Genomic DNA, 24,914 nt, shown 5'->3' with positions numbered 1-24,914 from the left:
CGAAACGTTGTGACTGCCGGACTCCCCGAGGACCGCACGGATCCCGCAGCACGATTTCAGGAGACAAGACAAGGTTGATTCTCGCACGCACACGTGGTATTTGCCAGGAGATAATGTGCATCGGCACGATTCTACGCACAATGCCCTTCTCCCGACGAAGCCCCACAGCCGACATAAGGAACCCGATGAGACCACTGTTCTCGAGCACATCGCCACCGCTGCACAGTCACCACTACACCGATGCCGGCTGCACGAACGCACCTCATATGTGCGAGACGACCATGATCACCCCGCAAGAAGACGATCCTGGACAAAGGCACGCGCATGCCACCGGTGTCCACGTGCACGGTTCGACTGCAAGATCGGGGGGTGCTGAGCCGTGGCCCGACTTCCAGTCGTGTCTCGTCTTTTCGGCCGGCAGAGCGAGCTGAGCGAGCTCGACCGATTGCTGGACAAGGCACGGGACGGTGAGGGCGCGGTGCTGGTCGTCCGCGGGGAGGCCGGCGTCGGGAAGACCGCGCTGCTGGACAACGCGGTCACGAGAGCGTCGGACATGAGGGTCGCGCACATCGCCGGCGCGGAGTCGGAGATGGAGCTGGCGTTCGCCGGACTGCACCAGCTGTGCGGCTCGATGCTCGATCGTCTCGACGACCTGCCCGCCCCCCAGCGGGAAGCGCTCGGCGTGGCGTTCGGTCTGCGGGACGGCAGCGCTCCGGACCCGTTCCTGGTGGGGCTGGCGATACTCACCCTGCTGACCGATGTGGCCCGTGACAAGCCGCTGGCCTGCGTGATCGACGATGCGCAGTGGATCGACGGCGCTTCGCTGCTGGCGTTGACCTTCGCCGCACGGCGTCTGCAGGCCGACGCGGTAGCGATGGTCTTCGGGATCCGGGAGTCGACCGACGACCACCTGCTCGCCGGCCTGCCGGAGCTCCTCGTCTCTGGACTGGCCGACCAGGATGCGCGAGCGCTCTTCGCCGCGGCCGTGCCCGGCCGCCTCGACGGGCGGGTTCGCGAGCGCATCATCGCCGAGGCCGACGGCAACCCGCTGGCGCTGATGCAGCTGCCCAAAGGCCTCTCCCCGGCGCAGCTGGCCGGCGGATACGCAGTCGCGGGCACCGCGCCACTGGTCAGCCGCATCGAACGCAGCTTCGTCACCCAGGTGCGGGCACTGCCGGTCCCGACCCAGACGCTCCTGCTGATCGCGGCGGCGGACTCCGTCGGCGAGCCGGCACTCGTGTACCGCGCGGCCGACCGGCTCGGGATCGCCATCGACGCCGCGGCTCCTGCCGAGGCTGCGGGGCTCGTCAGCATCGCCGGGCGGACCCGGTTCCACCACCCCCTGGTGCGGTCGGCCGTGTACCGGGCTGCAGCCGTCGCGGAACGCCGGCTGGTCCACCGTGCGCTCGCCGACGTGATGGATCCGCAGGCCGACGCCGACCGGATCGCCTGGCACCGGGCACACGCCGCCGACAGGCCCGACGAGCAGGTCGCTGACGAGTTGGAGCGTTCGGCGTTCCGGGCCCGGGCGCGTGGAGGTGTGGCCGCATCCGCGGCGTTCCTCGCGTACGCAGCCGACTTGACGCCGGACCCGTCCGCCCGTGCCCGACGTGCGCTGGACGCCGCGCAGGACAAGCTGGAGGCCGGAACCCCTGGTGGCGCGCTCGACCTGCTGGCCACGGCGGAGGCACTGCCGCTGGAGGAACTGCAGCGGGCCCGCGCCGACCTCCTGCGCGCGCAGGTCGCCTTCGCCGTCCACCGCGGCCGCGATGCGCCGCCGCTGCTGCTCGCTGCGGCGAAGCACCTGGAGGGTGTCGACCCCCAGCTGTCCCGCGAGACCTATCTCGAGGCACTGAGCGCGGCGATCTTCGCGGGCCGCTTCGCAATCGGCGGCGACGAGGGTGTGCGTGGCGTGGCACGAGCAGCCCTCAGTGCCCCACCCGTCACCGGGCCCCCGAGAGCGCTCGACCTGCTGCTCGACGGCCTGGCGGCCCGTTTCCTCGACGGCTACGAAGCAGCCTGCCCCCTGCTGAAGCGGGGGCTGCAGGAGTTCCGCCGGGAGGACGACGAGGACCGTGCCCCGATGCGCTGGTACGGCCTGGTGGGCCGCGTCGCACTGGATCTGTGGGACTTCGAGAGCCACCGGACACTGGCCGTTCGCCAGGTGCAGCTTCTGCGCAATGTCGGCTCCCTGACCCGTTTGCCCCTCGCCATCGCCTTCAACGCTGGCGAGCTCGTCAATACCGCGCGTCTGGCGGATGCCGAAGCCCTCCTGGAGGAGGGCGACGCGATCACCGACACAACCGGAGCGCCGCCTCCCCGGTACATCGAGCCGCTCGTCACGGCCTACCGCGGGCAGGAGCGACGAACGCTCGACCAGGTGGAGGTCATCACACGGAGCGCCAGCGACCGGGGAGAGGGACGGACCATATCGCTGATGCAGTACGCGGCGGCCGTGCTCCACAACGGTCTCGGGCAGCACGCGGCCGCGCTCGCCGCCACCCAGCTCGGAGCCGAACACGACGACCTCGGAGTGCGCAACAGCAATCTCCGCGAAATGATCGAGGCGGCCGCCAGATGTGGCCGGACCGACCTCGCCGAGGCCGCCGCACGGGAGCTCGCCGCGCAGGCCGCGGTCACCCGGACGCCGCTGGGAAGCGGCATCGCCGCACGCTCCCTTGCCCTGGTCAGCGAGGGGCAGGCCGCCGACGATCTCTACCAGGAGGCGATCGCGCACCTGGAGCGCAGCGGCGGCGTCACCGAGCAGGCCCGCACACATCTCCTCTACGGAGAGTGGCTGCGCAGAGCGAACCACATTGCCGAGGCGCGCCGTCACCTGCACCGAGCGCACCAGATCTTCACGGCCATGCGGGCCGACGGGTTCGCCGAGCGCGCGCGCCGCGAACTGCTCGCCGCAGGCGAAGCCGTGGACGAGCAGGCCGCCACCGCGAGTGACACCCTCACCGCGCAGGAATCCGCCATCGCCCGTCTCGCACGGGACGGGTTCACCAACTCGGAGATCGCGACGCAGCTCTTCATCAGCGCCCGGACCGTCGAATGGCACCTGGGCAAGATCTTCACCAAGCTCAACATCACCTCACGGAGAAGCCTGCGCATCGTCCTCCCCGACGCCGCTGCGTGATCGCGTCAGCGGCGGGCACCGCGGAATGGGGCGACTCACGGATGAGGCACGTCCGTCCGCGCGGCGGCGACCGGCCAGGGCTGCGGGATCCTCCACACGGTCGGGATTCCGCAGCAGTTGGTGCAGGCAGCGCAATGCGTAGTAGGTGCGAGACTTCACGGTGCCGGGCGGGATTCCGAGCTTCGCGGCCGTCTCGCGGACCGTGTTCCCGCGCAGGTAGACGCTCTCGAGAACCGCCCGGTGCCCCGGCGACAGCGAGTCCAACGCCTGGAACACCAGCAGCGAATCCACCACCCGGTCGGCGTGATCACGCTCGACGGGATGGGTCCGCGGTGTGTCGGCCACCTCGACCGGCCGGCGATTCCCGGCGCGGGCCCGGTCCGTCACCAGGTGCCGGATCACGGTGAAGAGCCACGCGCGTACCGAGTCCTTGCCGCCGTCCGGGTGGTCGAGGTGCCGCCATGCCCGCACCAGCGCCTCCTGCACCACGTCCTCGGCCGCTGAACGATCGCCGGTGAGCCGCGTCGAATAGGCGAGCATCGCCTTGCCGTGCTCCTGGAACAGCAGGCGGACCCATACCTCGTCCGTCGCTTTCGCACGGCGACAGGCCTCCCGCTCGCCCGCCTGCCGCAAGCCCGGCGACGTGCTCGGCCGCGTGGCCTCGACCAGATCGCTCAGCTCGTCGAACCCGAGCCGTTTGTCTCTCGTTCTCATCGGACATTCGACGTCTTCGGGCGATCGCGGAACGGACTCGCGGCAGCACGACGTCCCACCGGCCCCTCCGCGCACAGACGGAAACGACCGGGAAATCAGTCGCCGCCCAATCGCACCCGACCGAACACTCACGACGCCGCCACCGATAATCACAACTTTCGGCACCAGTTTCTCCTTGCTCCTTGGATATGCCACTCATCGAGGTAGCACCCGCCAGGTCACGGGGATCCTCACCCGGTCAATTCCGGCGAGCCGTGCTGGGCCAGCCGGCGAAGTGCCCCACTGACCGCCGTCCCGGTGGAACCGTCGATCCGGAACTCCTGCCTGGCCGTCCCGGTCCTACCGGCACCGACGAATAACACATCCAGCAGCGAGAACTGCCGCGCGATCGCCGGTGCCGTACTCTGCTAGTGCGCCCGCCAGTTACCCGTGTTGTGTACTGGTTCTGCCACGTACCGATCACCCGCACGCAGTCGATACGCACTCAGAAAACCACCCACGGCGTTCGGATCGGAGATGATGTGCACCCGACTGCCGAACGCCCCCATCAGACGCCTCGTGGACAAGTTGCAGTGAGAATCGGTGACGCACGGGAACCGGTAGCCCTTGCTCGTGGCGATCAACGCGGTGGCTCTCACTGTGGCCCAACGGATTCATCTCGATCCTGACTGACTCGCCCGCAGGTCGTCGCGGGCCCGGATTCTGGCGGATCGTGCCGGTGCGCTGCCGTCCGTCGACACCTCCGTACCTGCGGGTGCTTCCATCCGGCCAGTTCAGCCTGACACCCGCGCCCCCGCCCGGTCTCCCGCGGATTCGCCGGGTCCCGCCGGCCCGGGTACCCGGGCCCCATCCCCGGGGGACCCGGGCGGGGGTCACTGCCACAGATCAAAGGCCGGTCTGAATGCCCGTCCCGGCTGTGGTCGGCCCACGCCGGCCGTTGCCCGCTTGCGCCGCTTCGCCACCGGCAGCACGAGGCGGATGAGCAGCGTGAGCGCCACCACCACCCACAGGAACGTTCCCGGCTACTGGTTCGCCCGACTTCGAGTGCTCACTGACAACGTCGCCCGCCGGCTATCCCCGCGGTTGCCGAGCGGCTCCGGACGTTCGTGCAGCGGCCGGCGTCAGCCTGCGCGCTGTCCGATGTTCTCAGAGCTCATCGCCAGGCTCGGTGAACGGAAACTGATCGGAGCACTGATCGCAGGCGAGTCCCTGCGCACCGCAGAACGCCCGTAGGAGAGAGGTCAGGGGGTGCCGAGCGCGTACCCCGCCACGTTCTTGTAACCGTCGGAGATCGCAGCGAGCTCCTCGCGGCTGATCACGTCCTCGATGCGGGCGAAGGGCCGGTCACCGCTGCGCCGGCTCACCTCCCGCAGGATCGCGTCCGGCGGGTTGGCGCGGTTGGTGCGCACGACCGCGGCCGTCGCGGGCCTGCGCTTGTGCTCGTACGCCTGCAGTGCGCTGCGCACATCCGGCTCCTCGACGAGGGCGGTCCGCAACGCCCTGGCGTCGAGCACGGCCTGGCCTGCCCCGTTCGAACCGCGCGGCACCATCGGGTGCGCGGCGTCGCCGAGCAGCGTCACGCGCCCCGCCGTCCACCAGTCCAGCGGCTCCTGGTCGACCATCGGGTACTCCAGGACGGTGTCGGTCGCCTCGAGGAACGCCGGCACGTCCAGCCAGTCGAAATGCCAGTCGGCGTACGCGGAGGCGAAGTCCGCGAGCTCGCCCTGACGGATCCAGTCGCGGTCGGTGCGCTGTGGGGTCTCCCGCTCGGCCACCCAGTTGACCAGCTGCCGGCCCTGTGCGTCGACGTTGTCGCGGATCGGGTAGATCACGAGCTTGCCCTTGTCGAGCCAGCCGATGCGCACCATGCTGCCGCCGGACAGGAACGGCTCCCACACGGTCACCCCGCGCCACATCGTCACACCCGAGTAGCGGGGCTCGCCTTCCTTCGGGTGCAGCTGCTTGCGGATCACCGAGTTGACCCCGTCGCACGCGATCACCGCGTCGCCCCGGACCCGCACGACCGCACCGTCCGCGGTCCGGAACTCGGCCGTGACGTGGCCGTCCTCGTCGCGCGTGCCGGTGCAGGTGTGCCCGGTCACGACGGCGTCCGGTCCGAGCCGCTCGCGTACCGCGGAGAGGAGAACGGCCTGCAGATCACCGCGGTGGATGGAGTACTGCGGGTCGGGGTAGCCGGCGTCACGGCCCGCGGGCTCGCGGTAGGCGAGCTGGCCGAACCGGGTGAAGAACACCGATTCGCGGGTCAGCACCGCGGCCGCCGACAAGTCGGCCTCGAGACCGAGCTGCCCGAGGACCGCCCCTGCATGCGGGAGGACGTTGATCCCCACCCCGAGTGCCCGGATCTCGGGCACCGACTCGTACACGCGGCACGGAATCCCGGCGTCGTGCAGTTCCAGGGCCAGGACGAGCCCGGCGACGCCTGCGCCGACGATGACGATCTCGGGGCGGTTGGTTGCGGTCATGGTGGGGCTTGATCTCCTGTCGTTCGGGTGGACCACACCGACGGGCCGAGCTCGCGCAGCAGGCGGCGCGTGGTGACCCATCGGTCGAACACGGATGCGGGGTCGGTGAGCCGGAACCGGATGCCCGACTCGAGCACCGCATACGGCGCCGTGTCGGCGCTGGCCTCCACCACGCGCCCGTCGACGACGGTCAGCGGGGCTCCGAGGAGGGCGAGTTCGCCGTGCGAGGCCAGGGCCAGGAGCACGGTGTAGGAGACGCCGTCGACCACCGCGGTGAGTGCGCAGCGCCCGGTCCGCGCCATGTGGCGGGTGGTGGTGCTCGACGGCCACGTGGCGAGCCGAACGTGCTCGTCGTCGAGGACGACGATCTCACCGACGCTGATCAGCGCCTGGTGCGGGAACGCCTCTTCGGTGACGGTCAGCAGGGCCATCGTGAAGCCCTCGTTGTCGTCCTGGTCCAGCACCGCGCGCAGGGCGGGCGGGACCTTTCGGTCCAGCAATGTGCTCATGGCGCCAGTGTCCACACGAGCGTTCGTCCGTCCGCGCCGTTGCTCATGCAGGTCTCCCGCTCGCTCCGATGCCCACGCCAGGGGCGAGCGGAACGTTACGAGGTTGTTCCTCTGATAGGAAGAAAGTGACGACTATGTTCCTTAGTACGGAACAGTCTCCTGCAGAGGGCTACCCGGCGGAGATCGCCTCCGTGACAGCCGCCGCGGCAGCGAGCAGGGGTGCGCTGAGCTCGTCGAGGGCACGCCCCTGCACCCGCGAGCTGGGAGCGCCGATGACGACCGCCGCGACCGCGCGGCCACGCCGGTCACGCACACAGGCTCCCACCGCGCTGACGCCGCGCTCGGTCTCCTCGACGTTGCGCGCGTAACCGCGCCGCCGGATCCCGGCGAGCTCTCGGCGCAGCGCGGCGAGAGCAGGGCCTGCGGCGTCCGGCGTGAGCGGGAGGCCGCGCGGATAACGCTCGCCCAGCTCGTCGGCGGTCAGTTCGGCGAGCAACGCCTTGCCGCCGGAGGTCAGGTGCGCGGGCATCAGGAGCCCGACCCGGGGGGCGACCCGGCGGGCCGGGCTGCCCTCGACCACCGCGACGAACCGGGCGCTGGTGCCCTCCAGCACCACCAGGTGCACCGTCTCCCCCACCTGCGCGGCGAGCGCTTCCAGGTGCGGGCGGGCGCAGGCCACCAGGTCCACGGGCTCGACACGCGGCGCGGCCACCGCGTCGAGGGCGGAACCGGGGAAGTACTCGTGCCGGACGTCCCGGCGTGCGAAGTCGTGCCGGACGAGGGTCGTGAGCAACCGGTGCGCCGTGGACGGGGCGACGTCCAACGCGAGCGCCGCCTCGTGCACCCGGAGCCGGCCGCGGACGTGCAGGAGTGCGAGCAGGTCCAACACGCGGTCGGCTGAGGTCGAGCCGGACGGTGTCGGCACCTCCGAGATTCTGCATGACCGAATGTCGTGCGCGGGACGAGACGGGTTCGGCCGCAGTTCCTAGCGTGGGGAGAGACAGCTTGATCGGGAAGGAGTGCTTCGATGACCAGCACCGACACACGGCCGGTCGCCGAGCCCACCGCCGAGGAAGCGGCGGCGCTCGAACAGCTCTACGCCGACTTCGCCGCGGCCCACATGGCGCCGCTGTGGACCCAGCGGGCCGGGCTCATGCCCGAGACCCCGGAGCCCGCCGCGGTCCCGATGCTCTGGCGCTGGTCCACCCTGTACCCGCTGGCCGCGCGGAGCGGCGAGCTGGTGCCGGTGGGCCGCGGCGGCGAGCGCCGGGCCATCGCGCTGGCCAACCCCGGTCTGCCCGGCACCGCCTACGCCACCCCGACCCTGTGGGCGGCCATCCAGTACCTCGGCCCGCGCGAGGAGGCGCCCGCGCACCGGCACACGCAGACCGCGTTCCGGTTCGTGGTCGAGGGCGAGGGCGTCTGGACGAACGTGGCGGGCGACCCGGTCGCGATGCGTCGCGGCGACCTGCTGCTCACCCCGGGCATGCACTTCCACGAGCACCACAACACCACCGATCACCCCATGGCCTGGGTCGACGGACTGGACATCCCGCTGGTCCGCCAGCTCGACGCCGGGTTCTTCGAGTTCGGCCCCGACCAGCTCGCCACCCGGGAGACGCCGGCGGCGTCGCGCAACGAGCGGCTGTGGGCGCACCCCGGGCTGCGGCCGATCGGCGCGCCGCGCACCCCCGCGTCGCCGCTCATGGCCTACCGCTGGGAGCACACCGACGCCGCGCTCACGGCCCAGCTCGAGCTGGAGCGAGAAGGGCACCCCGGCGTGGTCTCCCCCGGGCACGCCGCCATCCGGTTCAGCAACCCGGCCACCGGCGGCGACGCGCTCTCGACGATCCGCTGCGAAATGCACCGGCTCGCCCCGGGCGCCCGGTCGGCCACCACGCGCGTGGCCGGTTCGGCTGTGTGGCAGGTGTTCTCCGGCTCCGGCGTCGTCACGGTCGGCGCAGAGCGGTACGAGGTCGCCACCGGCGACCTGTTCGCCGTGCCGTCCTGGGCCCCGGTGACGGTCACGACCGACGAGGGCCTCGACGCCTTCCGGTTCAGCGACGACCCGGTCTTCGAGGCACTCGGCCTCGCCCGCAGCACCGTCGAGAAGAACCAGGCAGCAGACGAGGAACAGGCAGGGAAGCACGCATGAGACTCGCCACCGTCCGCACCGCCGAGGGCACCCGCGCCGTCCGTGTCGAGGACGACGACGCCGTCGACCTCGGCCACCCGGACCTGGGCGCTCTCCTGCGCAGGCCGGACTGGCGTGCCGAGGCGGCCGCGGCCGACGGCACCCGCCACGACCTGGCCACCCTGGACTACGCACCGGTGGTGCCGTTCCCGGAGAAGATCGTGTGCGTCGGTCTGAACTACCGCGCCCACATCCTGGAGATGGGCCGCGAGCTCCCGGACGTCCCCACCCTGTTCGCCAAGTACGGGCGGTCGCTGATCGGCGCGTACGACCCGATCACGCTGCCGGCCGGGTCGGAGCAGGTGGACTGGGAGGCCGAGCTCGGCGTCGTGGTCGGGGCCGAGGTGCGCCACGCCACCCGGGAGCAGGCCGCGGCGGCCATCGCCGGCTACACCGTGGTCAACGACATCACCGCGCGGGACTTCCAGTACCGCACTCTGCAGTGGCTGCAGGGCAAGACCTTCGAGGCGAGCACGCCGGTCGGGCCCTGGCTGGTCACCACCGAGAACGGCGCGGTGCCCGGCGAGCTCACGTGCAGCGTGGACGGCGAGCTGATGCAGAAGGCCCACACCAGCGACCTCGTGTTCGACCCTGCCGCGCTGGTGGAGTACGTGTCCTCGATCATCACGCTGGCACCCGGCGACCTGATCGCCACCGGCACCCCCGGCGGCGTCGGCCACGCGCGCAAGCCCCAGCGCTACCTCGGAGCGGGCTCGCAGGTCGTCACGCGCGTCGAGGGGATCGGCGAGTGCCGCAACGCCTGCCGCATCGAGGGCACGCCGGGCTGAGCGCGTACCTCCGCGCTCAGCCGGACCGCGGAGGCAGCACGCAGAACTCGTTGCCCTCGGGGTCGGCGAGCACCACCCAGGGGTGCTCGGCCTCGTCCGCGACCCGCGTGGCACCGAGCCGCACCAGCCGCTCCACCTCGTCCTCCTGCGACCCGGTCACCGGCGCGATGTCCAGGTGCAGCCGGTTCTTCCCGGCCTTGCCCTCGGGAACGGGCTGGAAGACCAGCATCGGCCGGTCCGCCGTGCCGATCTCCACGTACTGCACCTCATGGGCGTCCTGCCACCGGCCGCGCACCTCGACGCCGAGCGCCGCGCACCAGAACGCGGCACACCGCTCGGCGTCGAGGCAGTCGACCGCCACGGCGACCAGTTTGCTGTGCACGACCGGATCTTCGCCCATCGACGCGGCATCCGCAGGCCGCGACGGTCAGCCGGGGAGGTAGTTCAGCCGGACGGTGTCGGTGCGCTCGCCCCACCGCAGGTCGAGCGTCCAGCAGCCGGGGGTGGGCAGGTCGACCCCCGACGGCCCTGGTCCTCCCGGCACCTCACGGACCACGGGAGGGTCGTCGGGACTTCGGCGCGCGGTGATCAGCAGCGGGCCGGGGGATGCCGGCTCCCGGGCCACCCAGAGGATCTTGTTGTTCCGCCCCGGCTCGGGCGGAGAGGTGAGCGGGCCGAACAGGATCGCCGCGATGTGCCCGCCGTCGCCGAGCACGTAGGGCATCGTCGGCTCGGGCGCGGTGAAGCCGGTCCTGGCCCATTCGGGCAGCACGGCAGGAGCGACCTCGGCCGCACACGTCGGCGCTGCCGCCGGCGCGATGGGACGCTTCCCGATCCCGAGCGGCACGAGCACGGCTACCACCGCGACCGCCGCGACGGTGCCGGCCACCTGCGCCACGATCCGTCGACGGGCGCGGCGGCGGCCCGTGCGGACGATCTCCTCCACGGGGGCGTCCCGGACGTCGAGCCCCGATGCGGTGCGCCGCAGCAGCGTGCTGATCTCATCGGGTGTCATCCGGGCTCCCTCTCCGCGGTCGGCAGCAGGTCCGCGAGCGTGGTGTCGGCGGCCAGCAGGGCGATGGCCCGGGCGGTCCGGCTCTTCACGGTGCCGGCCGGGACCCCGAGGACGGCCGCGGTGCGGCGCTCGCTCAGATCGGCGAAGAAGCGCAGCACGACGACCTGCCGGTGCTCGTGGCGGAGCTTCACCAGCGCCGCGCCGACGGCCGTGCGCAGCAGGACCTCGGGTTCGGGGCCCGCTTGCCCTGCCGGTTCGGGTGGCTCGGCGTGCGGCACCTCGCCCCGCCACCGCCTGCGCCTGGCCCTGGAGATCCCGTTGACCAGCACCCGGTAGGCGTAGGCCTCCGGGTCGTCGGCCGCACGCACCCGCGACCATGCCGCGTAGCAGCGGCTCAGCGCGTCCTGCGCAGCGTCCTCGGCGTCCGGACGGCTGCAGCCCAGCAGCACGGCCGCCCGGACCAGCGGCCCGTACCGAGCGGTGACGAAAGCCCGGAACCCCGCGTCGTCGCGTCCCAACCGGGCCTCCTCGTGCCGGTTTCCCTACCTGGAGGAGTACCTGGCCGTCATATCCGGTTCCGCGCCCGCACCCAGTACGTCAGCTGTGCTCGAACAGCACGCTCACCGACTCGCCGTTGTGGATCCGCCGCACCGCCTCGGCGAACGCGGGTGCGATCGAGAGCACGGTGAGCTTGGGGGCACGGTCCGCGTCGTGCACCGGCACCGTGTTCGTGCAGACGATCTCCGTGACGTCCTCGCGCTCCCCGATCCGGGCCAGCGCGCCGTCGGTGAACAGGCCGTGGGTGCAGGCGACCCGCACGGACGCCACCTCGTGCTCGGCGAGGCGGTCGAGCAGCTCCAGGATGGTGGTGCCGCGAGCGATCTCGTCGTCGAGCACCACGACGTCGCGCCCCCTGACGTCACCGATGATCTCGCTGATCACCACCTTGTCGTCCGCCAGCCGCTCCTTGGCGGCCGCCGCCACCGGCACCCCGAGCAGGCGCGCGAACCGCGCGGCCTCCTTCGCGTAGCCCAGGTCCGGGGAGACGACGACGGAGTTCCTGAGGTCGCCCTGGCGGAAGTGCTGGGCAAGCTCGTGCCGGGCGTGCAGGTGGTCGACGGGAACGCCGAAGAACCCGTGCACCTGGGGCGAGTGCAGGGTCATGGTCAGCACCCGGTCGGCGCCTGCGGTCTGCATGAGGTCGGCCATCAGCCGGGCGGCGATCGAGATCCGCGGCGCGTTCTTCTTGTCCGAACGCGCGTAGGCGAAGTGCGGCATCACCACGGTGATCCGCCCGGCCGACGCGCCGCGGGCGGCGTCGAGCATCAGGAGCAGCTCCACCACGTGCTCCTGCACGGGCGGCGAGAGCGGCTGCACGATGTAGACGTCGCGCTCACGGCAGTTGGCGAGCAGCTGCACCTCGAGACAGTCGTTCGCGAATCTCGTGACGCGCGTCGAGGCCAGAGGTATGTCGAGGTGATGGCAGATCGCCGCAGCCAACTCCTTGTGCGCCGACCCGCTGAACATGGTGATCTCGTGCATCCGCTGCTCCCCCAGCCGGTTGTGAGGAGAGCCTTTCACGCGAACCGCTCAAGCGGGGCGTGGCATCCAGGTGTCGCGGCACGCATCGAGCAACGGCGCCTGCAATCGCGCCCACGGTGAGATGTCGCTGTCATCGGCACGGGCGTCGGCGACGAACGCGTCCCAGCTGCACCACTCCCACGAGTCCACCTCGTCGGGGCGCGGCCGGGGCTCCCCCACCAGCCTGCACACGTACACCGGGCAGAGCTCGTTCTCCTCCACACCGCCCGCCGATGCGCGGTAGGCGAAGTCGGGCAGTACCAGCTGCAGGTCCACCGCGGTCATCCCGAGCTCGTCGGCCAGCCGCCGCCGCACGGCGTCCTCGCCCGCCTCGTCGGGAGCGGGATGGCCACAGCACGTGTTGGTGCGGACGCCGGGGAACGTTCGCTTGTCCCGGGCCCGCCACGTGACGAGCAGCCGTCCGGCCTCGTCGAAGCCGTAGCAGGAGAAGGCGAGATGCAGAGGTGTCTGCGCGCCGTGCACGGTGGCCTTGTCGGCCACCCCGATCGGACGGCCGCCGTCATCGAGGAGAACCACCTGCTCAGCCGGTGGAGTGGTTACGACATTCACCTCCACCAGTCTGCTGGACGAGCGGCCTGCACGCTCGCGATATCACCCGACTGTCCTCACCCGACATGCGCGGACCAGGTCACGCGCTCCGCGGCCACCACCGTACGAGCGGGCCTGCCGCCATCTCGTCCGAGACGTGGACGTCGACGACGGCACAGCCACCACCGCGAACCACCTCGACCGCCTCCTCCAACGCCGGGCGTACGTCCGCGGTCGCCTTGGCCTCGGCGCCGAACACGCCGAATGCCGCAGCGACGTGCGAGAAATGCTGCTCGCCGTAGTCCACGCCGACGCTGCGCCCTCCGAAGTTGGCCTCCTGCCGCATGCGAATGTGGCCGAGGGAGCTGTTGTTGATCACGACGACCAGAAGCGGGGTGCCGAGCCGGACCGCGGTCTCCAGCTCGCCCATGGTCATCGTGAACCCGCCGTCGCCGACCAGGGCACAGACGAACGCGTCGGGGTGGGCGATCTTCGCCCCGATCGCGCCCGGAACCCCGAACCCCATCGTGGCCGCCGTCGGGTAGTGGAAGAGCCCCGCGTGCTCGACCGGGAAGTACTGCTCCGCCCAGTGCAGGTAGTTGCCCGAGTCGAGCACCAGGCGCGTGTCCGCGTCGAGGAGCTCGCGCAGTTGCTCCACCACGTACCGGCTCTGCGGGGTGGTGTCGTCCCGCCGGTAGCAGGCCAGCTCCTGCAGGTAGCCGGCCTGCTCCTTCTGCAGCGTCGTCAACCAGTCCGACGGGCCGGCGGGCGGTGCCGCCTCGACGGCGGCCCGGAGCTCCGGCAGGACGTCGCCCAGGTCGGCCTGCACCCCGAGGTGCACGGGGTAGACGCGGCCGATGACGGCGGGGTCGAGGTCGACGTGCACGAGCTTCGCGTCGGCGGCGAAGCGCATCGCGTATTGCTCGGTCATCTGCTCGGAGAACCGGCATCCCAGCACCAGCACGACATCGGCGTCCTGGATGCCTCGCCGGGCCGCCGGAGAGCCGCCGACACCGGCCATACCGATGCAGTACGGGTCGCGGTCGGGAACCGGCTTGCGCAGCCACGACTGCACCACCGGAGCGGACAGACCGCGGGCGACGGCGAGCAGGTCGTCCGCGTTCTGCGGGGGTACACCGCCTCCGGCGATGATGAGCGGTCGCTGCGCCGAGCGCATGAGCTCGACGATCCCGTCGCGGGAGCCCTGCGGCGTGATCGGGCCGACCGGCCGCGCGGGGCGCACGTACGGACCGGCCTCCTGCCGCATGAAGTCGTACGGAATCGCGACGTGGACCGGCCCCGCGCGGCCGGTGAGCGTGCGCCGGTATGCCTCGTTGAGGATCTCGACGGTGTGGCCCGGGTCGTCGAGCCGCACGGACCATTTCGTGATCGGCTCGAAGAGAGCGGAGAGATCGATCTCGCCGAAGGCGTCGCAACCCTCGTGGGCGTTGCTGCCCTGCGCGGTGAGTACCAGCATCGGCAGCGACTCCACGTGCGCCCCCATGACGCCGATGGTCAGGATGGTGGTGCCCGGCGCCCTGGAACCGACGACCACGGCGGGCCGGCCGGTCTGGAAGGCGTACGAGTACGCCATCATCGACGCGCTCTGTTCGTGGCGCGTCAGGATGAACGGCACATCGGTCGTCGTCGACACCGAGTCGATGATCTCGAGGATCCCGTTGCCCGGGATCCCGGCCACGAAGGGCGTCTCCACATCGGCGCACCACCGCGCGATGGCGTCACAGACCTTCACGTTTCCCTCTTCCGTTTCGACGGATCTCACGCGGCGCAACACGGACGATGGCAATGGCGGGGAAGAGGAGGGTCACGTCGACCTCCGTGTCGGCGGATCCCACTGTCAGGTGCGCGGGCGGCTAGCCGGCTGCAGCGCTCCGGCCCGGCACGAAGCGGCCCCCGCGGGCACCTACCGGCTTGCCCTCCTCCGCGACCAGCGCGCCACGCAGGTAGGTCCGCACGGTCTGGCCGCGCACCCGCCGCCCGTCGAACGGCGTCCACCCGGCCTTGGAGAGCACGTCCTGGTTGCGCAACACGCGCTCGCCCGAGGGGTTGACCAATACGAGATCGGCGTCGGCTCCCTGCGCGACCCGGCCCTTGCGCGGCCAGAGCCCATAGGTGCGCGCCGGAACCTCCGCGTAGACCCTCGCCACGTCCTCATAGGACAGATGGCCACGGGCGGCCGCATCGAGCAACAGCGCCATGGTGCTGTCCAACCCGGGCAGCCCGAAATGGACGTTCCAGATGTCGCCCTCGCGCTTTTGCTCCAATGTGGACGGCGCGTGGTCGGTCGACATGTGGGTCAGGGTGCCGCCGCGCAGCAGCTGCCACATCTGCTTCTCGTCGTCGTCGGTACGGGCCCTGGCCGGCGGGGTGAACTTGCGCAGCGCTCCCTGCTCGAGCACCTCCTCCTCGCGCAGGAGGAAGTACTGCGGGCAGGTCTCGGCCGCCAGGCGCGCCCCCCGCGCCCGTTCCTGGGCGACGTACTCGGCCACCTCCGGATGGCTGACGTGCGCGATGGTGGCCCTCGCGCCGGTACGCCGGACGAGGAGCGCGGCGACCGCGGCCGCCACCACCTCGGCGTCCCGGTTGCGCCACTCGGGCACCAGCCCGCCGTCGTAGCGCCCGGCCTCCCGCAGGATCTTCTCCGCGGCTCCCGTCAGGGACTCGTCCTCGCAGTGCATCAGGCTGACCGAGTCGACGAGCGCGGTCTGCGTGAGGTGCTCCTTGAGCGCGGCGGCGTCGTGCCCCGGCACGCCGTGGGTGGTGCACGTGAACACCTTGAAGAAGGCGACGCCTGCGGCTGCCAGCTCCGCGACGACCGACGAGCGGCCCGGCCAGGCGTGCGCCGCGAGCCCGTAGTCGACGTTCGACCGGTCGAGCAGGTACTCCCGCTTGGCGTTCAGGTCGTCCACGCTCACGACCGGCTGGCCGTGGCTGTGCTCGATGATCGTGGTGACCCCGGACGCGGCCGCCGCGCTGGTGCCCGTGGGGAAGTCCTCCCGCTCCGTGCTCCCCGGGTCCATCAGGTGCACGTGCGTGTCGACCCCGCCGGGAAGCACCAGGAGCCCCCCGGCGTCCACGGTCTCACGGGCCGTGGGTTGTTCGGGTCCGACATAGCTGATCCGGCCGTCCTGCACGGCGACGTTGAGCCTGTTGCGTCCCTGTGCGGTCACCACGGTGCCGCCCGCGATGACGAGGTCCATGTCAGGCATCTCGTGCTCCTCCCCTTGTGCCGTATCGAGCTTCGCCGGCGGCTACGAGTAGCGCAGATCCGCGCTGCTGCCGAACCAGTCGGAGGAACCCGCCCCGGTGTTGACGATCAGGCTCTGCGTTCGGGTGTAGCCGCGGTAGGAGTCCCATCCGTTCTCCGAGCCGATCCCGCTGTCCTTCGAGCCGCCCCAGGGGGACGCGGGGTCGATCCGGTGGTGGTCGTTGATCCACACGATGCCGATGTCGAGCTGGTCGGCGACCCGGATGGCTCGTCCGACGTCCCGGGTCCAGACGGAGGCGGCGAGCCCGAACTCGCAGTCGTTCGCCTGCGCGACCGCGTCGGCCTCGTCCCGGAACGGACGGACCAGCGTCACCGGTCCGAAGACCTCGTCGTACCACAGGTCGTGTGCCGGGGTGATGCCTGCGACGACCGTCGGTTCGTAGAAGAAGCCGCCGGCGTACCGCGGGTCCTCGGGCACGCTGCCGCCGCACAGCACGACGGCGCCCTGCTCGCGGGCCCTGTCGACCGCCGCCGCGACCCGCTCCCGCTGCGGCCCCGAGACCAGCGGGCCGATCTGGGTCTCGGAGTCCAGGGGGTCGCCCAGCCGCAGCGCCCGCGTGCGGTCGACGAGCCGGTCGACCACCGCGTCGTACATGCTCTCCGCAACCAGTACGCGGGCTCCCTGCACGCAGGTCTGGCCCGTCGCGATGAACGCCGCGAAGAGCGCGCCCGCCACGGCGTCGTCGACGTCCACGTCGTCGAACACGATGACCGGCGCCTTGCCACCGAGCTCCGCGGTCACCGGGATCAGGGACCGTCCGGCGTTGCCCGCCACCACGCGGCCGGTATCGGTGCCGCCGGTGATGTCGAGCTTGTCGAGCCCCGGGTGCTCGGAGAGGAACCGGCCGGTCGTGGCGCCGAACCCGGTGACGGAGTTGACCACGCCGGGCGGCACACCCGCCTCCTCCAGCAGAGCCACGAGCGCCGAGGGCACAGCGGGGCCGAGCTCACTCGGCTTCACCACGATGGAGTTGCCCGCCGCGAGGGCGGCCGACAGCTTCTTCATCGTGATCAGCAACGGGTGGTTCCACGGGGTGATCAGCCCGGCCACACCGAGCGGGACCCGCCGCACCACGTTCAGATAGCCGGTGCCGAACTCCGGCGCCGTGCCCTCCGCGGACTGCGCCACCGCGCCGAAGTACTCCAGCCACTCCGGCAGGCGGCGCAGTTGGGCGCGCATCTCCCGCAGCGGTCGTCCGATCTGCAGCGTCTCCAGCCGGGCGTACTCGTCGATGCGGTCGGCCAGCAGCGCGGCCGCACGGTTGAGGATGCGGGCCCGGTCGCGGGGGCGCATGCCGCTCCAGCGCCGGTCCTCGAAGGCGGACCTGGCCGCGCCGACGGCGGCGTCGACGTCAGCGGCACCGGCGTTCGCGACCTCGCCGAGGTGCTCGCCCGTCGCAGGGTTGTTCAGCGGGAACGTCGCACCGTCCGCCGCCGGGACCTGCTTCCCGTCGATGTGCAGCAGGATGCGCTCGGGCATGTGTCCGTCCGTCACAGCTCGTCATCTCCTTGATGCCTGCCGAAGAGTCGTTCGGCGTTGCCGTGCGCGATCGCCTCGAGCTCGTGGGCGGACAGCTGCAGCCCGCCCAGCTGCTCGTCGAGCCCGCCGGCGCCCATGTCGAACGGCATGTCGGTGCCCAGCACCACCCGGTCCGAGCCGACCTGGTCGACGAGGAAACGGACCGCGGCGCTGCCGTGGGTCAGGGTGTCGTAGTGGAACCGCCGCAGGTACTCGCTCGGCGGATGCGCGGAGCCCCGCGCCTCGGGACGCACGCGGTGCCCGTGGTCGAGCCTGCCGATCTGGTAAGGCAGGTGTCCCCCGCCGTGCACCAGGACGAGGTCGAGGCCGGGCAGGGCGTCCAGCGTTCCGGAGAGGATCAGGCGGGACGCGCAGACCGCGGTCTGCCAGGGGTTGCCCTGCAGGTTGGTCAGGTAGAAGTCGCTCAGCGGCCCGGGCGTCGAACCGACGTAGTAGGGGTGGACCATCAGCGGCACGGACAGCTCGGCCGCCGCTGCGAGCACCGGGCGCAGGCTCTCGTCGTCGAGTTGCACGCCCTCGGCGTGCGGGCCCACCTCTGCTCCGCGGAACCCGAGCTCGATCACGCACCGGCGCAGCTCGTCGACCGCCGCGCGTGGATCCTGCAGCGGCAGGGTCGCCATGGCGGTGAACCTGCTCGGTGCCGCCGCCACCATGCCCGCGATCGCGTCGTTCACGATCCGGGCGGCCGCAGCGGCATCCGCAGGCTCGATCCAGTACAGGAACAGCGGCGGTGCGACGGACAGGACGGCGCTGTCGATGCCGCATGCGTCCATGGCCTTGAGCCGCATCTGCACGTCGTGGAACTCGGCGAGCAGCGGGTAGCGGTAGCCCTGCCGGTGCACCACCCAGGGCGATCCCTCCTGCTCCGCGATCGTGATGCCGTCCGGGGCGCCGCCGTCGTACATCGCGTCGACCAGCGTCTGCGGGATGACGTGGGCGTGCGTGTCGACGACCTTCATCGGGAGTCCCCGAGGGCTTCCAGCACGTCCTGAGCAGGCGCGACCCAGCCGAAGGCCTGCCGGATCACGGCCAGCGCGGCGTCGTGCAGGTGCCGGTCCATCGTGTCCACGCAGTCCTCCACCACCACCGGTGCGTAGTCGCGCGTGTTGGCCGCGACAGCGGTGGCCAGCACGCAGCTGTTGGTGTTCACGCCGGTGAGCAGCAACGTGTCGAGGGATCGGGAGCGAAGGACGTGGTCCAGGTCGGTGGCCACGAAACAGTCGTAGCGCTTCTTGCTGTCGATCACGAGGTCGTAGTCGGCCTCGTAGACCTCCGGCATCAGCTGCAGCCCGGGGCTGCCGGGCAACTGGTGGCGCATCGCATTGGACCGGCTGGCGCCGGTGTCCGCGACGGCCGCCCACCACGGGTTGGAAGCGATCTCCGCGGCGGACCGGTAGGAGGTGACGACGTGCACCACCGGCACACCCTGGTTGCGCACCTCGCGCAGGAACTCGGCGTTGGCCTTCGTGACACGCGCGGCGGCGTCGGCGGGAAGCGGCATCGTCGCCACCTCGGGATCGAGATGGCCACGGTGCAGGTCGATCGTCACGACGGCGGCGCGGCGACCGGACAGTGGGAGCGTCATGCGGATACGGCCTCCTTGGGGTGGGAACGACGTTCGATCTGCCCCGTGGGCAGCACGTAGTCCACGACGTCCTCGGCGGGCTTGCCGTCGACGCGGTCGCGGAGCCAGTCGGCGGCGTAGGTGACCCAGTTCGGCCCGAGCGCCACCGACGGGGTCGGCAGCGACAGCGCATGTCTGCCCTGCTGGTAGACGAGCATCGGAGCGGGGGCCGGACAGCGCGCTGCCAGGTCGTAGCTGTGTTCCATGGGCGAGAGCTCGTCCTCGTCGCCCGCGATCACCAGCCACGGCGCCGACATCCCGCCGATCAGCGGGCGCAGGTCGATCTGCTGCGCCATCTTGTCGAAGGCGGCCTCGTCACGCTCCAGGCCCGACATCCACATGTACCGGGCCTTGAACGACGGGGAGGCCATCTCGAAGATCATGTGACAGCCCGGCTCGTGGCAGACCAGCCCGACCGCCGACCCCCGCAGTGCCGGCTGGGTGGCGGCGATCTGGCTCATCCAGTACGAGCCGAAGGAGAGCCCGAAACCGACCATGCGATCGGCGTCCACCTCGGGGCGCTGCCGGCACCACTCGACGATCTTCTCGCCCGCCTCGACCCACGCCGTGGGGGTGAACTTCACGCCCCGCACCGGAGCCTCGCCCTGCCCCGGCCCGTCGAACGCGAGCACCGCGAACCCGCGCTCGAGGAACTTGTCGCCGTAGAGGTTGACGTTCAGCTCCTTCGGCGCGTCCATGCCGCCACAGGAGATGACGGTCGGCAGCGGGCCGCCGGTGTCGCCGCTGGGCAGGTGGAACCAGGCCGGGATGAAGCTGTCGCCGAAGGGGATCTCCACACGCTCGACGTGGTGGTCCGCCAGCTCGGCGTAGGCCTGGTAGCAGGCGTTCTTGCGGTCGTCGAGCGCCACGAGATCGGGACCGTCACGCCAGATCGGCCATTCCGCCGTGACGTAGAGCAGCGCGGCGTGGAAGAAGTTCTCGCGAGCGGTCACGGGGTTGGTGGCGGCCCGGGCCAGCCGCTCCCGACGCTCCGCGAGCTCGGTGAACACCGGCACCATGTCGGCGAACTTGTGGATGCGCGACTCCGCCACCCGGAAGTCCGGCGTGGCGTCGACACCCATGGGCCGCAGCGTGTAGGCCACCCGCGGCTGGTCCCATTCGAGGCCGTCGGTGCGCAGTACGGAGTCGGTGATCCAGCGTTGCTCGCGCCACCGGCGCGGGCCGATCTCGTGATCCATCGTCACAGTCCCCTCCACGGACGGTTTCATGACGCGGTCCGGGTTCGCGCATTCGCGAACCTGCCGACGTCGACGAAGAGCAGGGCGACCACCCCGACCAGCGGCAGCACCGCCAGCTGCCAGATCGCGGCTCCGCCCCAGCCCGTGCCGGCGACGAGCGCCGAGAACAGGTACCCGGCGAACGCCGCCGGAACGTAGAACGCGCTCACGTAGACGCCGGAAGCACGCCCGATCAGATGTGGCCGGACAGCGCGCTGCATCGCCGAGTAGATGTTGACGAAGAGGAAGCCGCTCGCGATCGCGCCCTCGGCGAACGACAGCACGTACTGGGCGACGGCTCCGGTGGGCCCGTTGAACAGCAGGTAACCCACCACCGCGCCGATCAACAGCGCCACGGTCATGAGGACGCGCTGGTTGACGCGGTCGCCCAGCCAGCCCGCCGGGATGCCCAGCAGCGCTCCGAGCCCGAACATGCTCGCGGCCAGCGCGGCCTGCCCGCTGCTCCAGTGCAGTTGGGTAACCAGGAACGTGGGGTAGAGCCCGATGTAGCCGTACATCGACATCCCCACCACCACGGCGGTCACGCCGAGCAGCACGGTGTTGCGGTTGTACAGCCGCGGCGGCACGTGCGCGACGTCCAGCGGCCGGTCCACGTCACCGGCCACCTCCTGCCGCTCGGTGAACGCTCTGCGGATCACCACCGCGATGAGCAGGCAGAACGCCAGACCGATCAGGCCGTAGACGAGGAACGGCATCTGCCAGTGCCCGGCGCCTGCCAGTTTGGCGCCGGCCAGCGGACCGACGAACCCGCCGAGCCCGTAGGCGAAGTTCAGGCTGCCGAGCGCCAGTGAGCGCCGGGCGAAGAAGTAGGCCCCGACCGCGGAGAACAGCGCGGCGTTCTGCAGCGCCTCGCCCACCCCGGACAGCGCCCGGTAGGCCAGCATGTCCCAGAACCCGGCGGCAACCATGGTGAGCAGCGTGAACACCGAGTAGATGAAGACGCCGAGGATGATCACCGACTTGCGCGACAGCCGGTCCAGCAGGTAGCCGGCGGGCACGCCGGACAGGCCGATCCCGAGAGTGAAGATCGTCGACAGCAGGCCGCCCTGTGCGAGCGTGAACCCGTAGTCGTGGCTGATCGGTGTCAGCAGGACCGGGAAGACCTGCCGGTCCATCGCATTGACGACGTAGGAGCCCGCCAGCACGACGAGGCCGACGAGGGCAACCGTTCTGGACAACCTTGCGGCGTCGGACGGCGGACGAACGGCCGGTTCTTGCACGTCGGGACGGGCCACGACACCACCACTTCTTCCCTATGAGCGCGAGCAATAATGCATCCTATAAAGTGCAGAGTACAGAGCGTCAACGTGGTGGGAGATGGGATGACGAAGCCGTGTCTGGCAGTGGGCTCACTGGGAGGCACGATCACGATGACCCGAGACGATGGGGACGGGCGCGGCGTCACGCCGTCCCTGACCGTCGCGGACCTGCTGGCGGCGGTCCCGGGCCTGGCGAACTCGACCGAGCTGCTGACCCGCACCCTCGCCACCGCGCCAGGTGCCTCGCTCGGCTTCGCCGACGTGCTCGCCGCGATGGACTGGGCTCGCCAGGCCGTCGATGACGGCGCCGCCGCAGCGGTTCTCGTCCAGGGCACCGACACCCTGGAGGAGACTTCCTACCTACTCGACCTGCACTGGGACCGGGAGCAGCCGCTCGTGCTCACCGGTGCGATGCGCTCACCCCGGCAGCCCGGGGCCGACGGCCCGGCGAACATCCTCGCCGCCTCGGCGGTGGCGACCGCGCCGTCATCGCGGGGCCTCGGAGTTCTGGTCACGATCAATGACGAGGTGCACGCCGCGAGGCGCGTCCGCAAGTCCGACGCCACCGCGCCCGACGCCTTCACCTCGGCGCCGTTCGGACCGCTCGCCCGCATCCACGAGGGGGCGGTCGTGTACGCGAACCGGCCCCGGCGGTGGGCTGCCCTACCCCGGCCCACCGGCTCACACGTGCCACGGGTGGCGCTGCTGGAGGCGAGCCTCGGCGACGACGGCGCCCTGCTGGAAGCCGTGTGCGACGCCGGATACGACGGCGTCGTGCTCTCCGCCTTCGGTGCCGGTCACGTGTCCGCGACGATGGCCGACGCTGTCTCCGCGGCGGTCGAACACGTGCCGGTACTGCTCACCAGCCGAACCGGGAGCGGCTCGGTGCTCTCCGGCACGTACGGGTTCCCGGGCTCGGAGCAGGACCTGCTCGCCCGCGGGGTCGTGTCGGCCGGCTGGCTGGACGCACACAAGGCCCGGATCCTGCTCTGGTCGCTGATCGCCACCGGCTCCCCGCTGCGCCGCATCCGCGAGGTGGTCGCCGCTCGAGGCGGGCACCCCGGTGGTCCGGGATCAGCTCTAGACTCCACGATGGACAGGTGGAGGAAGCGTGACTCTCAGTAACCTGAGGCCGGTCGGACGGTCCAGGACAGCGCATGAGTACGTACTGGGCACACTGCGTTCGGCGATCCTGGGCGGCACTCTCGCCGGGGGCACCCGCCTCGTGCAGGCCGAGCTGGCCAGCCAGCTCGGCGTGAGCACCACACCGGTCCGCGAAGCGCTGCGGGACATGGCCAGCGAGGGACTCGTGGTCTTCGACCCGCACCGTGGCGCGATCGTGCGGCCCCTCGACATGGAGGAGGTCCGCGAGATCTACGAGCTGCGGATCACGCTCGAACCGCTGATGGTGCGCCGGGTCGCCGACCTGATCACCGACGAGCAGCTCGACCGGGCCGACGGGCTCGCCGCGCGCATGCGCATCGAGACGAACGTGTCCACCTGGGTGGAGCTGAACCGGGAGTTCCACTCGGTGTTCAGCGAGATCGGTGAGGGCAGCAGGCTGGCCGGGATTCTGGCCAGCCTGCGCGACAGCGCCTCGGCCTACGTCAGCCTGTCGCTCGAGGCCCGGCCGGAGCAGGTGCCCCAGGCCAACCACGAACACGACGAGCTGGTCCAGCTCTACCGCGAGCGGGACGCCGAGGGCGCCGTCGAGCTCACCGTGGCGCACCTGCGGTCCACGCTCGCCGCGATCGAGGAGGCGCACGAGCGGGGCGGCATCCGCTGACGGGACGCGCTCAGAGCCCGCCGCGCGACACCAGCTGGCGCACGATCACGTTCCGCTGGATCTCGTTGGTGCCCTCACCCACGATCATCAGCGGGGCGTCGCGGAAGTAGCGCTCCACGTCGAACTCGGTGGAGTAGCCGTAGCCGCCGTGCACCCGGATGGCGTCGATGGCCACCTGCATCGCCGTCTCCGAGCAGAAGAGCTTGGCCATCCCGGCCTCGAGGTCGGCCCGCTCGGCGGAGTCGTAGCGCTGCGCGGCGTGCAGGAGGAGCTGGCGGGCCGCGGTGATCTTCGTGCCCATGTCGGCGAGGAGGTTGCCCACCGACTGGTGCTGCCAGATGGGCTTGCCGAAGCTCTCCCGCTCCTGGGCGTAGCGCAGGGCGTCGTCGAACGCCGCGCGTGCCACGCCGGTGGCCCGTGCGGCCACCTGGATCCGGCCGATCTCCAGCCCGCGCATCATCTGCGCGAAGCCACGGCCCTCCACCCCGCCGAGCAGCGCGTCCGCCGGCACCCGGCAGTCGTCGAAGGACAGCTCGCAGCTCTCGACGCCCTTGTACCCGAGCTTGGGCAGATCCGCGGAGACGACGAACCCCGGCACCTTCTCCACGAGCAACACGCTGATCCCGCTGTGGGCGGGCTGCGCCTGTGGGTCGGTCTTGCACAGCAGCGCGACCACGCCGGCGCGACGGGCGTTCGTGATCCAGGTCTTGCCACCGTTGATCACGTAGGAGTCGCCGTCGCGGCGCGCGACCGTGCGCATCGCCTGCAGGTCCGATCCCCCGCCGGGCTCGGTGAGCGCCATCGTGGCGCGCAGCTCGCCTGTCGCCATCCGCGGCAGGTAGCGCTTCTTCTGCTCCTCCGTGCCGTGGTCGAGCAGCAGCTTCGCCACGACGGTGTGCCCGCCCATCGCGCCGGCCAGGCTCATCCAGCCGCGCGACAGTTCCTCGGTGACCATCGCGTAGCACGGCGTCGACACGCGCACGTCGCCGTACGGCTCGGGGATCGCCAGCCCGAAGATCCCCAGCTGCTTCATCTGGTCGATCAGCTTCTCGGGATAGGTGTTGCTGTGCTCCAGCTCGCGCGCCACCGGCCGGACGTCGCGGTCCACGAAGTCGCGGACCGTCTCGACGATCGCCGACTCCTCGGCGTCGAGTGCGTGCATGCTCTCTGCGTCCCTTCCGC

General features: G+C 71.0%; 22 protein-coding genes. 5 read left to right on the top strand and 17 right to left on the bottom strand.

What is annotated here, in order from left to right; genetic code table 11:
- Positions 1-397 precede the first annotated feature (397 nt).
- On the top strand, positions 398-3,142 hold the full coding sequence (locus ACQPZQ_RS12835) for an AAA family ATPase (RefSeq protein ID WP_433295316.1): 2,745 nt from the start codon (positions 398-400) through the stop codon (positions 3,140-3,142).
- Here ACQPZQ_RS12835 and ACQPZQ_RS12830 read toward each other — a convergent pair.
- The 4 genes from ACQPZQ_RS12830 to ACQPZQ_RS12815 form a co-directional block, all read right to left on the bottom strand.
- On the bottom strand, positions 3,098-3,856 hold the full coding sequence (locus ACQPZQ_RS12830; protein WP_433295314.1) for a sigma-70 family RNA polymerase sigma factor: 759 nt from the start codon (positions 3,854-3,856) through the stop codon (positions 3,098-3,100). The two genes, ACQPZQ_RS12835 and ACQPZQ_RS12830, sit on opposite strands and share 45 nt — an antisense overlap.
- Before the next feature lie 1,241 nt (positions 3,857-5,097).
- The gene (locus tag ACQPZQ_RS12825; protein WP_433295312.1) at positions 5,098-6,339 is read right to left on the bottom strand and encodes a flavin-dependent oxidoreductase; all 1,242 of its coding nucleotides are present in this window, start codon (positions 6,337-6,339) and stop codon (positions 5,098-5,100) included.
- Entirely contained in the window at positions 6,336-6,848 is a 513-nt protein-coding gene (locus tag ACQPZQ_RS12820) for a hypothetical protein (RefSeq protein WP_433295310.1), read from the bottom strand. The genes ACQPZQ_RS12825 and ACQPZQ_RS12820 overlap by 4 nt, the downstream gene beginning before the upstream one ends.
- A 169-nt stretch (positions 6,849-7,017) precedes the next feature.
- Positions 7,018-7,773 carry an IclR family transcriptional regulator gene (locus ACQPZQ_RS12815; RefSeq protein WP_433295308.1) on the bottom strand — a complete coding sequence of 252 codons (756 nt, stop codon included), beginning with the start codon at positions 7,771-7,773 and terminating at the stop codon, positions 7,018-7,020.
- A 102-nt stretch (positions 7,774-7,875) separates the two neighbouring features.
- On the opposite strand from ACQPZQ_RS12815, the gene ACQPZQ_RS12810 reads away from it, so the two are divergent.
- Together ACQPZQ_RS12810 and ACQPZQ_RS12805 are read left to right on the top strand one after the other, a co-directional pair.
- A complete protein-coding gene (locus ACQPZQ_RS12810; protein WP_433295306.1) occupies positions 7,876-9,003 on the top strand; it encodes a cupin domain-containing protein in 1,128 nt (375 codons plus the stop codon).
- Positions 9,000-9,830, top strand: coding sequence for a fumarylacetoacetate hydrolase family protein (locus tag ACQPZQ_RS12805; RefSeq protein ID WP_433295304.1), 831 nt, complete (start codon positions 9,000-9,002; stop codon positions 9,828-9,830). Before ACQPZQ_RS12810 ends, ACQPZQ_RS12805 begins: the two co-directional genes overlap by 4 nt.
- A 16-nt stretch (positions 9,831-9,846) precedes the next feature.
- Here ACQPZQ_RS12805 and ACQPZQ_RS12800 read toward each other — a convergent pair whose 3' ends face one another.
- The 12 genes from ACQPZQ_RS12800 to ACQPZQ_RS12745 all read right to left on the bottom strand — a co-directional run bounded on the left by ACQPZQ_RS12800 (position 9,847) and on the right by ACQPZQ_RS12745 (position 21,865).
- Positions 9,847-10,212 carry a VOC family protein gene (locus ACQPZQ_RS12800; protein ID WP_433295302.1) on the bottom strand — a complete coding sequence of 122 codons (366 nt, stop codon included), beginning with the start codon at positions 10,210-10,212 and terminating at the stop codon, positions 9,847-9,849.
- A 45-nt stretch (positions 10,213-10,257) separates the two neighbouring features.
- Positions 10,258-10,845 (bottom strand): hypothetical protein, encoded by a 588-nt coding sequence (locus tag ACQPZQ_RS12795; protein WP_433295300.1) that lies wholly within the window; start codon positions 10,843-10,845, stop codon positions 10,258-10,260.
- Entirely contained in the window at positions 10,842-11,363 is a 522-nt protein-coding gene (locus ACQPZQ_RS12790) for a SigE family RNA polymerase sigma factor (RefSeq protein WP_433295298.1), read from the bottom strand. The genes ACQPZQ_RS12795 and ACQPZQ_RS12790 overlap by 4 nt, the downstream gene beginning before the upstream one ends.
- A gap of 79 nt (positions 11,364-11,442) precedes the next feature.
- Positions 11,443-12,387, bottom strand: a complete 945-nt coding sequence (locus tag ACQPZQ_RS12785; protein WP_433295296.1) for a ribose-phosphate diphosphokinase — start codon at positions 12,385-12,387, stop codon at positions 11,443-11,445.
- A gap of 48 nt (positions 12,388-12,435) precedes the next feature.
- Positions 12,436-12,996 (bottom strand): isopentenyl-diphosphate Delta-isomerase, encoded by a 561-nt coding sequence (idi, locus tag ACQPZQ_RS12780; RefSeq protein WP_433295294.1) that lies wholly within the window; start codon positions 12,994-12,996, stop codon positions 12,436-12,438.
- A 79-nt stretch (positions 12,997-13,075) separates the two neighbouring features.
- Entirely contained in the window at positions 13,076-14,728 is a 1,653-nt protein-coding gene (locus tag ACQPZQ_RS12775; RefSeq protein ID WP_433295292.1) for a thiamine pyrophosphate-binding protein, read from the bottom strand.
- Between the two features lie 121 nt (positions 14,729-14,849).
- Positions 14,850-16,205, bottom strand: coding sequence for a dihydroorotase (locus tag ACQPZQ_RS12770; protein ID WP_433295290.1), 1,356 nt, complete (start codon positions 16,203-16,205; stop codon positions 14,850-14,852).
- 42 nt (positions 16,206-16,247) lie between these two features.
- Positions 16,248-17,759 (bottom strand): aldehyde dehydrogenase family protein, encoded by a 1,512-nt coding sequence (locus ACQPZQ_RS12765; protein ID WP_433295288.1) that lies wholly within the window; start codon positions 17,757-17,759, stop codon positions 16,248-16,250.
- Positions 17,756-18,763, bottom strand: a complete 1,008-nt coding sequence (locus ACQPZQ_RS12760; protein WP_433295286.1) for an amidohydrolase family protein — start codon at positions 18,761-18,763, stop codon at positions 17,756-17,758. The genes ACQPZQ_RS12765 and ACQPZQ_RS12760 overlap by 4 nt, the downstream gene beginning before the upstream one ends.
- Entirely contained in the window at positions 18,760-19,389 is a 630-nt protein-coding gene (locus ACQPZQ_RS12755) for a cysteine hydrolase family protein (RefSeq protein ID WP_433295284.1), read from the bottom strand. Before ACQPZQ_RS12755 ends, ACQPZQ_RS12760 begins: the two co-directional genes overlap by 4 nt.
- Positions 19,386-20,627: an alpha/beta hydrolase family protein gene (locus ACQPZQ_RS12750; protein WP_433295282.1), complete on the bottom strand. Its 1,242-nt coding sequence runs from the start codon at positions 20,625-20,627 to the stop codon at positions 19,386-19,388. The genes ACQPZQ_RS12755 and ACQPZQ_RS12750 overlap by 4 nt, the downstream gene beginning before the upstream one ends.
- 26 nt (positions 20,628-20,653) lie before the next feature.
- A complete protein-coding gene (locus ACQPZQ_RS12745; RefSeq protein ID WP_433295280.1) occupies positions 20,654-21,865 on the bottom strand; it encodes an MFS transporter in 1,212 nt (403 codons plus the stop codon).
- Positions 21,866-21,958: 93 nt separating this feature from the next.
- Here ACQPZQ_RS12745 and ACQPZQ_RS12740 point away from each other — a divergent pair, with 93 nt between their 5' ends.
- Both ACQPZQ_RS12740 and ACQPZQ_RS12735 read left to right on the top strand, forming a co-directional pair.
- Positions 21,959-23,071, top strand: coding sequence for an asparaginase (locus ACQPZQ_RS12740; protein WP_433295278.1), 1,113 nt, complete (start codon positions 21,959-21,961; stop codon positions 23,069-23,071).
- Entirely contained in the window at positions 23,058-23,732 is a 675-nt protein-coding gene (locus ACQPZQ_RS12735; RefSeq protein ID WP_433295276.1) for a GntR family transcriptional regulator, read from the top strand. The genes ACQPZQ_RS12740 and ACQPZQ_RS12735 overlap by 14 nt, the downstream gene beginning before the upstream one ends.
- A gap of 10 nt (positions 23,733-23,742) precedes the next feature.
- Here the strand turns inward: ACQPZQ_RS12735 and ACQPZQ_RS12730 are convergent, their stop codons facing one another.
- The gene (locus ACQPZQ_RS12730; RefSeq protein ID WP_433295274.1) at positions 23,743-24,894 is read right to left on the bottom strand and encodes an acyl-CoA dehydrogenase family protein; all 1,152 of its coding nucleotides are present in this window, start codon (positions 24,892-24,894) and stop codon (positions 23,743-23,745) included.
- Positions 24,895-24,914: the final 20 nt, after the last annotated feature.

It is taken from the genome of Pseudonocardia sp. CA-142604 (assembly GCF_050948475.1).
In the GTDB taxonomy this organism is placed as follows: domain Bacteria; phylum Actinomycetota; class Actinomycetes; order Mycobacteriales; family Pseudonocardiaceae; genus Pseudonocardia; species Pseudonocardia alaniniphila.
Note: the sequence above shows the minus strand (reverse complement) of the source record. Positions and strands in the feature narration are given on the sequence as shown.

Excerpts from the sequence above, each read along its gene's own strand:
- ACQPZQ_RS12830 (WP_433295314.1), bottom strand. The coding sequence starts at position 3,856 with ATGAGAACGAGAGACAAACGGCTCGGGTTCGACGAGCTGAGCGATCTG.
- ACQPZQ_RS12825 (WP_433295312.1), bottom strand. The coding sequence starts at position 6,339 with ATGACCGCAACCAACCGCCCCGAGATCGTCATCGTCGGCGCAGGCGTC.
- ACQPZQ_RS12820 (WP_433295310.1), bottom strand. The coding sequence starts at position 6,848 with ATGAGCACATTGCTGGACCGAAAGGTCCCGCCCGCCCTGCGCGCGGTG.
- ACQPZQ_RS12810 (WP_433295306.1), top strand. The coding sequence starts at position 7,876 with ATGACCAGCACCGACACACGGCCGGTCGCCGAGCCCACCGCCGAGGAA.
- ACQPZQ_RS12805 (WP_433295304.1), top strand. The coding sequence starts at position 9,000 with ATGAGACTCGCCACCGTCCGCACCGCCGAGGGCACCCGCGCCGTCCGT.
- ACQPZQ_RS12795 (WP_433295300.1), bottom strand. The coding sequence starts at position 10,845 with ATGACACCCGATGAGATCAGCACGCTGCTGCGGCGCACCGCATCGGGG.
- ACQPZQ_RS12785 (WP_433295296.1), bottom strand. The coding sequence starts at position 12,387 with ATGCACGAGATCACCATGTTCAGCGGGTCGGCGCACAAGGAGTTGGCT.
- ACQPZQ_RS12770 (WP_433295290.1), bottom strand. The coding sequence starts at position 16,205 with ATGCCTGACATGGACCTCGTCATCGCGGGCGGCACCGTGGTGACCGCA.
- ACQPZQ_RS12760 (WP_433295286.1), bottom strand. The coding sequence starts at position 18,763 with ATGAAGGTCGTCGACACGCACGCCCACGTCATCCCGCAGACGCTGGTC.
- ACQPZQ_RS12755 (WP_433295284.1), bottom strand. The coding sequence starts at position 19,389 with ATGACGCTCCCACTGTCCGGTCGCCGCGCCGCCGTCGTGACGATCGAC.
- ACQPZQ_RS12750 (WP_433295282.1), bottom strand. The coding sequence starts at position 20,627 with ATGGATCACGAGATCGGCCCGCGCCGGTGGCGCGAGCAACGCTGGATC.
- ACQPZQ_RS12740 (WP_433295278.1), top strand. The coding sequence starts at position 21,959 with ATGCATCCTATAAAGTGCAGAGTACAGAGCGTCAACGTGGTGGGAGAT.
- ACQPZQ_RS12730 (WP_433295274.1), bottom strand. The coding sequence starts at position 24,894 with ATGCACGCACTCGACGCCGAGGAGTCGGCGATCGTCGAGACGGTCCGC.